Origin of the sequence: Maribellus comscasis (assembly GCF_009762775.1) — a bacterium.
Lineage (GTDB): Bacteria > Bacteroidota > Bacteroidia > Bacteroidales > Prolixibacteraceae > Draconibacterium > Draconibacterium comscasis.
Map to the genome: position 1 here is coordinate 7,261,512 of NZ_CP046401.1, position 13,280 is coordinate 7,274,791.

General features: G+C 38.5%; 8 protein-coding genes. All 8 read right to left on the bottom strand.

The genetic code is table 11. The features are described 5' to 3' along the window. Nucleotides 1-13 precede the first annotated feature (13 nt). The 8 genes from GM418_RS29035 to GM418_RS29070 all read right to left on the bottom strand — a co-directional run bounded on the left by GM418_RS29035 (nt 14) and on the right by GM418_RS29070 (nt 13,279). Nucleotides 14-1,105, bottom strand: a complete 1,092-nt coding sequence (locus GM418_RS29035) for a glycoside hydrolase 5 family protein (protein ID WP_217447631.1) — start codon at nt 1,103-1,105, stop codon at nt 14-16. Nucleotides 1,106-1,278: 173 nt separating this feature from the next. Next, nucleotides 1,279-2,304 carry a glycoside hydrolase family 43 protein gene (locus GM418_RS29040; RefSeq protein ID WP_158871565.1) on the bottom strand — a complete coding sequence of 342 codons (1,026 nt, stop codon included), beginning with the start codon at nt 2,302-2,304 and terminating at the stop codon, nt 1,279-1,281. A gap of 37 nt (nt 2,305-2,341) precedes the next feature. Then, entirely contained in the window at nt 2,342-3,325 is a 984-nt protein-coding gene (locus GM418_RS29045; RefSeq protein ID WP_158871567.1) for a glycoside hydrolase family 43 protein, read from the bottom strand. A gap of 123 nt (nt 3,326-3,448) precedes the next feature. Beyond that, nucleotides 3,449-4,981 (bottom strand): alpha-L-arabinofuranosidase C-terminal domain-containing protein, encoded by a 1,533-nt coding sequence (locus tag GM418_RS29050; RefSeq protein ID WP_158871569.1) that lies wholly within the window; start codon nt 4,979-4,981, stop codon nt 3,449-3,451. Nucleotides 4,982-5,112: 131 nt separating this feature from the next. Next, entirely contained in the window at nt 5,113-6,921 is a 1,809-nt protein-coding gene (locus tag GM418_RS29055) for a glycoside hydrolase family 2 protein (protein ID WP_158871571.1), read from the bottom strand. A 97-nt stretch (nt 6,922-7,018) separates the two neighbouring features. Next, nucleotides 7,019-9,382 (bottom strand): glycoside hydrolase family 2 protein, encoded by a 2,364-nt coding sequence (locus GM418_RS29060; protein ID WP_158871573.1) that lies wholly within the window; start codon nt 9,380-9,382, stop codon nt 7,019-7,021. 106 nt (nt 9,383-9,488) lie between these two features. Further along, nucleotides 9,489-11,351, bottom strand: coding sequence for a glycoside hydrolase family 2 protein (locus GM418_RS29065; protein ID WP_158871575.1), 1,863 nt, complete (start codon nt 11,349-11,351; stop codon nt 9,489-9,491). Nucleotides 11,352-11,407: 56 nt separating this feature from the next. Then, entirely contained in the window at nt 11,408-13,279 is a 1,872-nt protein-coding gene (locus GM418_RS29070) for a glycoside hydrolase family 2 protein (RefSeq protein ID WP_158871577.1), read from the bottom strand. Nucleotide 13,280: the final 1 nt, after the last annotated feature.

Sequence of the window (13,280 nt, forward strand, 5' to 3'; positions counted from 1 at the left end):
TCTATTAATTATCCTAATTTAGTGTTAAGCTTTTTATTAAGTCAACTTCCTCTTGTTTGTACGGAGTCCCATCTGGCCTGAAAATCTCATGAAACCACAGAGGTGGTTCTGAGCCGTCTGGAATAGGTTCTCCCCATGCATACTTAGTGTTTGATTTTCCGGCTACCAAACCCCAGTTAATTACTCCTACATTTTGCTCTTTTAGCATTGGCATAATATTGGAAAATAAACTATTACGAGGACGGGCCATGTATTCGGTACAAACCATTGGACGACCAAGGCGCTTTAACTCATCAATCTTTGCCTGATGCCTTTCCGGTTGGCTATAACTGTGATAAGTAATAATGTCTGAACTTTCCTTTTCCCATTTAGTCAGTGCTTCATGCCGGCCAAATACACATACGGTAAGAGGTTGTGACGGCCTAATTTCCCATCCCCATCGAAAAACATTACGAAGTAAAGGCAATGACGTAATCCCTAAATTATTATTGCCAACTTCGTTGTACAAATCCCACATAACAATCCGTTCATCATCATTAAATGTGGTAAGAATATCTTTTACATATACTTCTAGCAAAGACATTAAGTTTTCATCCAGAAAAATCAAATCTCCTGGATCACGTACCCAGCCAGAATTATGTACTCCAGGTTCCGGCTCAGGTTGCTTGCCTGCCTTGTAGGTCGCATTCCAGCAATCGTCAAAAAATACAAAAATGGTTTTAATCCCATGGCTGTCCGCAATTTCCAAGTATTGTTTCATCCGCCCTTTAAAGCCTTCTTTATCCACTTCCCATGCAATATGATGTAAATAAACACGCATGCAGTTCATGCCAATATCCTCTGCCCATCCCAATTCCCTGTCAATAGTTACGAGATCGAAAGTCTCGGCTTGCCACATTTCCAACTGATTAATGGCAGTACTAGGATTGAAGTTACATCCACGAAGCCAACCTACCTCTTCACTCCATGCATTGGCTTGTTCAATAGACCATATTCTTTTTACTGGTTCTGGATTTACTGATTTTTCTTCAGTATTTTTTGACTTGTTTTGGCAAGCTGTAAACGCTACTATAGCTGTCAATATAAAAAAAACTACTCTTTTCATAACTAGCCTATTTATTGTTATTATTAAATGCTGTTAAAATCCTGACAAAACCTCCCTTGGTTCTCAATCTGTTGGATCATGCACTGACGACTGCTCCCATCCATACAATTGAGCAGATTGGAAAAAATGAAGGAAAAGAACTTTAGACAAAAAAAATTCTTGCAAATCATTATTCATTCTGTAATACCAAAATGATCGACCAATCGATTGTATTCTCTCTCCGAAATAGTAATCATGCACCCATGCCTTACTGACTGAGGCAGACTATATTTATCCCAGTTTCGATGAAAAGTATAACCCGAGGCCTGAAACCAGGGACCATTCATGTTATCAGCAATTGAAAGTCCATACGAAACACCCGGGTACTGTTCATAATACATATACCATATTTTACCATCAGGAGATGGAATAAGCATGGGTGCTTCTCTGAAGTTCGGACTGATTGGCTCTCCCGGTTCGGAATATGGCCCTAGCAGATCCGAAGCCTTTGAAATACGAATGGTTTTTCCGGTTGTCCAATAAAGCGTTGGGTAAGTTTCATCTTTGATGATAGTGTAATAGTCATCATCAATTTTCCGAATAATAACATCTATAGTTCCCATGTCCCATTCGAATAAACGTGTAGGATGTTCAGAAAATGTTTTTAAATCTTTTGATAAAACATAAAGGGTTCGCTGACTTGCCCAGTAGATTTCACCTCCTTCCTTGTGGGGAGTATGCCAGGTTACAATGTATTGTCTTGAATCCTGATCGAAATAGATTTTTGGGGCTCCTATTCGTTGTAATGCATAGGAATAATCGGGTGTACTTTTTAAATCTGGTGTAAGTGTACTATATTTTTCCCAATGAATTAGATCTGCCGAAACCCAGAAATTAATATCTGGTGAACCATCACTTCTGTTACCTGCAATGTAATAACGCCCATCATGTCCTTTGCATATATCGGGGTGCCCATGATATTCATCAAATACCCGCTTACCGTCATTTAATGCATACCAATGTAAACCATCCAAACTCACTGAATAATAAAGCTCACCATAATCCTGATGCGTCATGTGTGCGAATAAGTATGCATGGTTAACTGCATCTTCAGAATTTTCAACTTGCCCTGGTGGATCTGGTTGTTGTGCATTTAGACAATTACAGATAAATGTCATTGTTAAGACCAGAAATAACTTAATCAATTTAAATTTTTTCATATCTCAAGTTTTTAAAAATCAAAAAAGTAAAACCTCATCAATTTTCAGCCATTAAAGGCACAATAACTTCATTTCCTTTCACACTGAATTTATAAAGTCCTTCTTCTGCATCCCACTTCTTGTTGACGGGGATTATTCGTGTTCTTCGTGGACTTATTTGTTGTTGGTCAAAGTGAACATGATATACATAATATAATTGTCCGTCAAATCCTTTGAAAAAATCCCCATGTCCAGATCCATTTTCACCAACAATGGAACGGTGAATTATAGGATTTTCTTTTTGTTTGCTCCATGGTCCGTATGGCGAATCAGCAACCGCATATCCAACAGAATAATCTATACTTCTAAAGTGGTTCGCTGAGTAGAACAGGTAATACTTATCTTTTAATTTTAAGACTGAAGGACCTTCCATTATAGGACTGGACTCATAGTTGGGAGTAGCTTCCCAGGACTCGGTCTGGTCAAAACATTTTGTTAATGTTTCAGGCTTAATTTTCCCAATTCTTAGGTCAAACTCGGCTACCCATAAATAATTGCCTCTGTTAAATCGAACATGGTACAGATAAAACTTACCATCGTCATCTTTGAAAATATATGAGTCAATATTTTTTTCAGAACCGTCAATAGGAGCAACTTCCTTTTGTCTATATGGTCCCAAAACAGATTTTGACTGAGCCATCACAGTTTGCTCATTAGCAGTGTAAGTCAGATAATAAGTTTCATCCACTTTAAGTATTTGTGGTGCCCAAAAACCTCTTGTACCATAAGTATGGTCACCCTGGGTCAGAACCATGTATACTGAATCACTTGCCCCTGCAGGCAAAGTCCAGTTTTTTAGATCTTCTGATTCTAAAACATTAAAACCCGATGGTCCTCCCCTTCTTCCCCCTGTTCCGGTTAGATAGTATTTGCCATTGCCGACATAAATAGTTGGATCTGCATAAAACAGTTCTCTGTTTTCCTGTGCATTGCCAAACAATGCAGAGAATAAAGTAATACAGAATACGACAATAGATTTCATTATATATAGTTTAAAGTTTGTGAATTTAATTTCTCATTCGGCTATTTATTTTTTCTCATCCAAAAACCTGAATTGCCTCGAATTTTCCATTGGATTGCAAATACACCCAACCATATTAAAATACTAAACAACATTTAACTCAACAGCCGTAACTGAAGCTGGAGGAAATTCAACTAATTCCTCAACATTCAGATTTCTTTCTATGGGTAACAGAGGATCATTCTCAGCCCTCATTATTTCAAATTCAGGATCTGTTTTTAGCTCAAAAGCTTTACCGGAATTAATTTGCATATTAAGAATATCTATGCTTGTTTTGATTGTTCTGTAACGACTAGTATTTACAACATGCAGGAAAACCGTATTCCCAGTCCTGCTTGCTGTGATATCCAAATCGCCAGGTACATTTTCTACTTCAAGATAATTTTTACCGGTATGATGCCGATAGAGGCTCATTATTTTTGCAACCGGCATCATAAAAGATTTTCCTCCAGGAACGGGAATCATGATTGCATTGACCTGCCACCGTGTTCCACAAAAATCGGCCAAGGTGGCAATTTTTAGCAAATCGCCATTTCGTTCATGCAAATTCATGAGCCGGGCATACGAAACACCCGTTGCCCAAGAGGATAAAACTTCGCAGCGATTTCTTCCCGGGAGAGCATAATGGCATTCTGTTAAAGCCAGGGGTTTTCCTGTTCCTATGACCTCATCTCTTATGTTTTTTATTTTTTCTTCATGTGGTTTGTAACCATCCATTAATATTTCCCATGTTGCTGCCGGATCTTCGCGGTATTTATTATCGCGTAAGGGAGAATTTTCCACATTTCGTCCAGGATTGTACATGTGGTGAAATGCTATAAAATCAATATATTCACCAGCTTCTTCAATCATTTTTTTCGACCAGCCACTGTCGCCCCATCCAATTAATTGAATTGAGGGATCGACTTTTTTCATGGCTTTGGCAAATTCAACTGTTTTCTTTGCGGCTGTTTTCAAATCGAACCTGTTTCTTCCATATGAAGTCTCATTTCCTATTTGCCACGTTTTAATATTAAACGGTTCTTTAAAACCGTGCTTAATTCTCTCTCTGTTTGATGGATTATTACAGTAATCCACCCACTCAGCAGCTTCAGCAGCATCTGCCGAACGTACATCCCCTTTTGGGGTAGTGGCCCAGTTTGGATTTCCTTCTGATTCGAAATTAACAGTCATGAGTGGATCGGCATTTACCTGATTGCAGAAATCAACAAATTCTGATGTGCCAATCTGATTTGTTTCCATTCCTTCCCACTGAATATTATACATCGGCTTTCGGCTATCTCTGAGACCAACTGCTTCTCGCCAACGGTAATACGATGAAAGTATACCACCCCAACGAATCATTCCCGGAGCAAGTTCCCGGGTTACATTAACAACATCCTCCCGCCATTTATCATGGCCGTGATCCCATGCTGCCTCCACAGACCCGTCAGTTACACCGAGCGGTTCCATAAATTGCATATACAACCAGGGTGATAATTCAAATTTTGGAGAAGGATTTATTTTAATCTCTGATGTTTCAAAAGCATCTTTTGCAATTGCCATGTTTATTTTTGACGTCGCAATCACTGAAGCACTTCCAACACCGGTAATTTTGATGAAATTTCTTCGTTTCATAAACTATATTTTATTTGATAAGTTTTACTCTTGCTCAGTGAAATTATGTGCCAAAGCCAACACTCTAAATTATGTTTAAAAGAAAGAGGTCGCCTTTAATTCAAAATGACAACCTCTTTATATCTTTCAAATTATTTAAAGAAATTACTAATTTCCTGATTCACTTCCCTTATTCTCTCCTCGTCGAGTTTAATTACTTTTCTGTCATATGTCATTAATCCATTTACCTCCGATTCAACATCAGTTGTTTGCGTGTAAACAGCACCTGAATAACAATAAGGAATTAATTTCATGAGCATTTTCGCATATTTAACATACTCATCAGTAGCCTCTTCTGAATTCTTGTATTGAACATACCCCCAGTTTCTCCCAGTCTCCCAAAGATGATTATCGATTGGAAGTCCTATTCCACCGTATTCGCCCAAAACGTTGGCACGTTTCGAAGTGTAAAGTCCCATTACCGGTTCAGGGTAGTTATGCATGTCAATTATATCACCAACATCATAATGGTTTCCTCCGCTCGCAGGATTTACCAATCTTGAAGGATCATAATTCTTAGTCCATTCTGTAATTTCTTCAGTTTTAAATTGCCCCCAGCGCTCGTTAAAAGGTACCCAAACTACAACACTCGGATTGGAATAACACAAATCCATTATTTCTTTCCACTCATGTCTGTAATTTTCTTCTGACCTGGCGCTTCGTTCCAGTTCCTTACCATCAAAAAAATTTCGTGTTTGCCATTCAGGATGATCATCACCGTTGGGCATATCTTGCCAAACCAAAATTCCTTCACGGTCGCAATGGTAGTACCAGCGGGCAGGTTCAACTTTTACGTGTTTACGGATCATATTAAATCCAAAATCTTTGGTTTTTTGAATATCGTATAACAAAGCTTCATCGGTAGGTGCAGTATACAATCCATCGGGCCACCACCCCTGGTCAAGCGGTCCAAACTGGAAATAATCTTTATTGTTTAACTGAAGACGCACTATGCCACTTTCATCACGTTTTGTGGAAATTTTACGCATCCCAAGGTAACTTTCCACTTTTTCTATCACTTTCCCGTCCCGTAAGATGGAAACCTCCATGTCGTATAAAAAAGGAGATTCAGGACTCCAAAGTTTGGCTTCCGGCACATCTACAAGTACTTCCTGTTTCGCTACTGCTTTTCCAGTGCTTAAAACATTTCCATCTTCAATAACTTTGACCTCAACAATATCAGTATCAATTAGTCCTTTCGCAGACGCTAGGACAGATACATTTTCGCCATCGACATTCGGAACTGTTTTTAACTGTGTAATAAAAGTTTTTCCAACCGGTTCAATCCATACCGTTTGCCAGATTCCTGTAACCGGGGTGTACCAAATTCCGCGTGGCCTGTTCGTTTGTTTGCCCACGGGTTGGTAGCCGCGGTCTGTTGGATCCCAAACTTTTACTGTCAGTTTTTGTTCTCCCTTTTCAAGGAAAGGTGTAATATCAAAACAAAATGGAGCATAACCACCTTCATGTGTTCCAACCTTAATATCGTTCACCCACACATCCGCCAACCAATCGACGGCACCAAAGTTTAATACAATGTTTTTATTTTTCCATTCAGATGGAACCGTGAAAGTACGTTGGTACCAAAGCTCCTCATTTTCGCCCACTCTTTTCTGAACACCAGACAAACTGGATTCAATTGCAAATGGAACTAAAATTTCTCCTTCAAAAGCTTGGGGTAAACTTCCGCCCCTTTTTACCAAGGCATAGCTCCAAGGTCCGTTCAGGTTTTGCCATTGGTCGCGCACCAATTGCGGCCTTGGATATTCGGACAAAGGATTTTCAGGATCCACTTCTTCAGCCCACTGAGTTTTGATTTTTTCTCCTGCTGGCTGCCAGTTTTGAGCATTCCCTTCGAAAAGGAAAATTCCGATAATAAAAAGTAAAATGATTTTTTTCATAATTATTTGTATTTAATTTTCAAAACTTATTCCCCTTAATCTTATTTTTAAAACACTTAGTGGTTATGACCTCACTGGTCTATAAAAATATTGTCGTCTAAAACTCAGTTATAGAAACATCAACCAAAATCTTTTCATCACCTTGAATTACATTTCCCGAATAAAAATTTAAGCCAGGTATAAACTGAACTATCAATTCATTAGTTCCTTTATTCAATGCAGCAATTGCCTCGGAGGGAAGAATAACTTCCGCCATTCTTTGTTCCTGATTTATCTGGCGTGTTGTTTCATCAGCAAAAAATTTTCCATTAATATAAATTCTGGAATGTATCATCGTCATACGCGGACCTCCGGATCTTATATAATAAATTCTCACGCTGCAATTTTCAGGTATTTCCTCAAATTCTACTGAGTTCTTTATTATTAGCTGATTCTTTCCATCCCAAACCATACCTGGTTCCGGATAATCAGTATTACCAAAAGGACCATTGGCCTGCTTCCAACTCAAATTTTCAAAATCAGGAATATTATCCTGAAGTATTGTAATATCCAATAACTCCTCATCCTTTTTGTTTTTCCAGGGTATAGCTATCTCAGATGCCTCCCATGTCTGAGGTTCTTCTGTTGAAGCTGGCAGCAATATTTTTTGCTTTGGCGGTTTAGTATATAACCGATTATGTCTCTTACCCAATTTGTCAGGAGCAACTTTGCTGACCTTTCGATCAAATGTTAACCACCCATTTTCTTCAAGTTTCATATCAGTCATTTGTGTATATACTGCTCCTCTTAATCCACTATTCTGTAATAAATGAAGTTGATCAATGAACTTTGAGTACTGCTTTTCAAAATTTTCCCCATAAGTGAATGTAGGACGAAATATATCATGTTTGAAATTGTCATCCCTAGGGATTTGAGGACTTCCTCCACCTGCTATTAAGTTTGATGGTACACCGGTTTTATTTGACCTGCCTGTCCAGTTGTGTGGAGGAACTGCAGAGGCAAAACCACCAACTTCTCCTAAAACAACGGCTCTGTTGTGCGTTCCGGGAACTGGTATTGCCGGACGGTAGGTATAATCGTGAATATCTTTTATATCTCCTATTTCGGGAAAATCTACCCATCCACTGGCTATATTTATCAGACGAGTATTATCAAATTTCTCAACACGTTCAAAAATTTTCTCGCTATCGTGTTGTCCCCATGCTTCGTTAAATATTATCCACATAGCAATGGAAGGATGGTTATACAATTTTTCAACCATTTGTTTTTGCTCATTAAACCAAAACTCAGAATCTTCGAGTTCAGGATTATTATTTCGACCTTGTGCTGAAACAAAATCCTGCCAGACGAGCAAACCAAGTCTGTCGCAATGGTAATAAAAGCGACTCGGATTGTATTTAATATGTAATCTTACCATATTACAGCCAATGCGTTTTAAATATTCCGATTCCCAAATCATTGCTTCATCGCTGGGAAGAGTTAAACCGCCACCTGGCCAATAATTTTGATCCAAAGGTCCCATTTGAAATATTGGTTTACCATTGAGGAGAATATCTTTCACGGATGAGTCATCAGAAATAGATAAAGTTCTTAAACCAAAATAACTGTCTACTTCATCGATTATTTTATTGTCTTCTAGTAAAGAGATTTTTAGATTATAAAGAAAAGACGATTCAGGGCTCCAGAGTTTTGGTGACGGAATTTTTAGTTTTACTTTTTTATTTGCATCCGAAATAATTGAAGATATTAAAGAACTTCCATCAAAGACTTCATATTTCACCTCAATGCCGTTTGGATTTCCACGATATGATGCTTGAAAAGAAACATCTTCTAAACTTGTGTTTATTTTTACCGAAGCAATAGACACATCCGTTGAAACAGGCTCAATCCAAACGGTTTGCCAAATACCTGAACACCTTTCATAATCTCTGACAGCTCCTGTTTGTTTTCCTAATGATTTAAATATGCTTGCCTGAGGATCATGAACCTTTACTAATAGGTCATATTCTCCAACTCCTTCAACAAAATCAGAAATATCAAATTCAAATGAATCATATCCCCCGCGATGCTTTCCTACCAGCTTGCCGTTTAGCCAAACAGTTGTCTCAAAATCTGAAGCTTCAAAATGCAACAATATTGCATTTTCTTTCCACTTCTTTGGCAGTTTAAACGACCGATAATACCATATAACCTCTTCCTCAGAAATAATGCGGCCAACACCGGAGAGTTGAGTTTCAATAGAGAAAGGCACCAATATTTTTCCTTCCCATTTTTCCGGTTTTTCCTCCTGTGATTTTGGTGTGATTGCATAATTCCATAAACCATTCAAATTCTTCCATTCTTCCCTCTCCAGTTGTGGTCGAGGATATTCCTGCCATGCGTTTTCCGGTTTTACCTGTTCTGCCCATTCCGTCAGAATGTTCTCTTTTATTGGAACATATTCCTGGGGTTTGTGGCACATCGTAAAAAAAATTAAAAGAATTATCAACAAGTATTTCATTGAATTAAGTGCAACTATTTTGTCAGAATATCAATAACAAAAAATCACAAGAACTTAATGAATGAAGTTACCTACCTCTTCCATTTTCATTTGGTTCATATAGCACAGAATGCATTTCCGTTAATGTTTCAACTGGAATCTTTACAACTTTACGATCATAGGTCATTAAGCCATTCACCTCTCCTTCCACATCCGTCGTTTGCGTGTAAACAGCTGCCGATAATCCTTTGCTTTGTTTCATTTCCACAAGCTGCTCAAACTTATGTTTGTAGGCATCTAAAAGTTCTTTTTCTGATTGATAATTTTGATAGCCCCAATTTCGCATTTCTGGGTTCCACAAATGTCCTTCAACTGGATATCCAATTCCACCCATTTCTCCTAAAACAGAAGCTTTTTCTCTGCTTGTTGGTGGTACTCTAATGTCCTCGCCATAAGAATGAAGATCGAAAATATCACCACAAGGACGAATACCCCAACCACTAGCTGCATTTACAAGTCTTGTAGGATCAAGATTCTCAATACCATTAACAATTCGACAGGTTGAATATTGTCCCCAGCCTTCGTTAAATGGGATCCACATTACAATGCTTGGTACGTTGTAATGAAGGTCAATCATTCTTCTGAGTTCCCACTCAAACTGAGCTGCAGCTTCAGATCTCCTATTTATATCTTCTTCAGAGAATCTTATACTCTGCACAGAAACAGGTCTCCCGTCCTCCCTCGGTATAACTACCATTCCCGAGGGCATATCCTGCCAAACCATTATGCCCAATTTATCGCAATGGTAGAACCAACGATCATTCTCCACTTTAATATGTTTTCGTATCATATTAAATCCCATCTTTTTGGTCATCTCTATATCATATTTCATAGCTTCATCAGAAGGTGGAGTATGCAGTCCGTCTGGCCACCATCCTTGATCCAATGTACCATAGTGAAAAAGCGGTTCATCATTTAAACACAGAACCTGATTTAGTAACTGCATTTGAAGACTGATCTTCCTCATTCCAAAATAACTGTTGACTTCATCCAACTCCTTCCCATCCGGATTGTAAAGTTTTAATTTAAGCTCATATAAAAAAGGACTATCAGGTGACCAAAGTTTCGGATTATTGATTGGTATGTCTACCTTTTTGTCAGCTTCTACTTCTGCTTCTGCTACTGTCTGATTTTCATCAAATACAGTTACTTTGACTTTATATCCCTTTGGTAAAGGTTCATAGAGCATGGGTAGAACCGTAACCAGGTTATTATCAATATCAGGAGTAATTTTTACCTCTGTGAGCGATGCTTCCTTGTTTACTGGTTCCAGCCACACAGTTTGCCAAATTCCGCTAACCGGCGTATACCAGATTCCCCCCTGTGATAATCTTTGTTTACCACGTGCCTGGGATCCTGAACTTATGGGATCATCAACAGCAACGACAATCTCTTCTTTTCCATCCCCCTTTAAAAAATCGGTAATGTCAAAGGTAAATCTGTCATATGCTCCTTTATGAGCTCCTACATAAGCTCCATTTATCCAGACAGATGAAGACCAATCTACAGCATCAAAATTCAACAATATACGTGATGTTTGCCAATCACCAGGTAATTCAAATTCCTTTTTGTACCAGAGTCTTTCATCGGGCGTCATACTTTTACCAACACCTGAAAGGGCTGACTCAATACAAAAAGGTACTAGGATATCACCCTGATATCTTTTAGGTTGGCTTTCATTCTTTTCAAGCAAAGCATATTCCCATAAACCATTGAGATTAATCCAGTTTTCTCTTGTTAATTGCGGACGAGGATACTCCTGCCATACATTTTCCGGTGTAACTTCTTGGGCCCATTTAGTCAAAATTCTATCTCCTACTGGCTTATAGTTCTGGGCCCATCCGTTCAAAACAATCAGAACTATCAATAATGCAGTTATTCTTGTTTTCATAATATGACATCTATTAAATTTCTATTTTTTAATTAATCTAGAATTTACTGCAAGTATCACTTCTCGATAGCTGCAGGAGCTCCAAAGATTTCCTTCAATTTTTCGGTATTAAATTTCTCTTTTCGATCAAATGTATAAACACCATTAACTTCTTGCATTACATCTGTTAATTGCGTATATGTAAATCCTGCAATATTTGGATTATTCAGTAATACTTGAGTTAGTTCATCTACAAGGTCTTCTACCTGTTCACCTGTCTTTCCGTATCCCCATTCGCTTCTGCCGTTTCCCTTTTCAGATTCACCTGCATATTCCGGTAACCAAAAAGTGCCGCCATACTCATCAACTATATATGGTTGACCTTTATACGGAATAGACAATTCCGGAGCCTGGCCGGGGTATCCAATGAATGCTTTTTCCGGGTGTTCAGGATCTAGTTCTTTGTAGCGGTCATAAAAAGTTTGCAAATTCTGATCGTAATCATGTATTGTGAATAGGTCTGTTTTGATGTGGGTATAACCACTGGCATCATTTACGGGTCTTGTTGGGTCAAGATTTTTGGTCTGGTCATATAAACTTGAAAGCCAACGGGCATGAACCTCCGGATTCCGTCGGGCACGTCCTGCAGTTTCGTTGGTAGGTGTCCATGCGATAATGGAAGGATGATTCATATCACGAAGAATCTCTTCCCTCCATTCATTTTGAATATTTAAAAAAGCTTGCGGTATATTAAAACTAGTGCCCCAATCCGGCAATTCACCCCAAGTAAGGTACCCCAACTGATCAGCCCAATAATGGAATCGTTCCTCAAAAACTTTTTCATGAAGCCGCGCACCATTGAATCCTGCAGCCATCGAAAGTTCAATATCTTTCTTCAATGCTTCATCAGTTGGTGCTGTTAAAATACCATCGGGATAATAACCTTGATCAAGTACAAGCCTTTGGAATATTGGTTTATTATTTAAATATACTTTATTTCCTTCAATATGAATTTTTCTTAACCCGGCAAAACTGGATACTACATCCTCGATTCCATCACTTTTCAAACTAAACTGTATGGTGTATAGATATGGATTCTCCGGGCTCCAGGGTTGTGGATTATCCAGTTTTATTTCAAAAGGAACACCGTCAGTCACATTTGTGGTTGCAGATTTTACCAAACTTCCCTGAGGATTGGTTATAGTTGTTGTCAGTTCCATATCATTTGAAAACCCTGAAATTTCTGGTGTCAGGATAAATAAACCGTTATCGAGATCAGGAATAATTCTTACTCGTTTGAGGTGTTTTTCAGGTCGGGCTTCCAGCCATACGGTCTGCCAAATTCCTGTTGTGCGGGTATATTTGCAACAACCGCTATTATAATATGTCTGACTCTGCTTTCCGGCAGGTTGCTCAAGATTACGCACATCATCTTCGGCCAAAACCACCAAATCATTTATTCCCTCCTGGAGCAATTCTGTAATATCAAACTCAAATGAGACATTACCTCCATAATGCCTTCCTGCCTGTTCTCCATTTACCCAGACACGACAGTCAAAATCAACGGCACCAAAATGAATAAAAATTTTTCCGTCCTGCCACGTAGGAGGAATTTCGAGGGTACGGTGATACCATACCGCTGGCATAAAATCTTTGTATTCAATACCTGAAAGCGAGCTTTCAGGACAAAAAGGAACATTAATTTTCATATCAAATTCGGATGGATCGGAAAACCACCCTCTTTCAATACCAGATTTTCCAAAATCAAATGCAAAATTCCATTGTCCGTTAAGATTTATCCAGGTATCACGCATAAACTGGGGCCTGGGATGTTCAGGACGGGGAATATTGTTCTGAGCTTCGGTACTTATTATAATCGGAAAAATAATTAAGAACAGTAGAAAATGTTTAACAAGGGGTAAAAAGCTTAAAGTTTGGTTTGATTTCATA

Coding starts and splice junctions, on each gene's coding strand:
- GM418_RS29055 (WP_158871571.1), bottom strand. CDS start 6,921: ATGAAAAAAATCATTTTACTTTTTATTATCGGAATTTTCCTTTTCGAA.
- GM418_RS29060 (WP_158871573.1), bottom strand. CDS start 9,382: ATGTGCCACAAACCCCAGGAATATGTTCCAATAAAAGAGAACATTCTG.
- GM418_RS29070 (WP_158871577.1), bottom strand. CDS start 13,279: ATGAAATCAAACCAAACTTTAAGCTTTTTACCCCTTGTTAAACATTTT.
- GM418_RS29065 (WP_158871575.1), bottom strand. CDS start 11,351: ATGAAAACAAGAATAACTGCATTATTGATAGTTCTGATTGTTTTGAAC.
- GM418_RS29035 (WP_217447631.1), bottom strand. CDS start 1,105: ATGAAAAGAGTAGTTTTTTTTATATTGACAGCTATAGTAGCGTTTACA.
- GM418_RS29045 (WP_158871567.1), bottom strand. CDS start 3,325: ATGAAATCTATTGTCGTATTCTGTATTACTTTATTCTCTGCATTGTTT.
- GM418_RS29050 (WP_158871569.1), bottom strand. CDS start 4,981: ATGAAACGAAGAAATTTCATCAAAATTACCGGTGTTGGAAGTGCTTCA.
- GM418_RS29040 (WP_158871565.1), bottom strand. CDS start 2,304: ATGAAAAAATTTAAATTGATTAAGTTATTTCTGGTCTTAACAATGACA.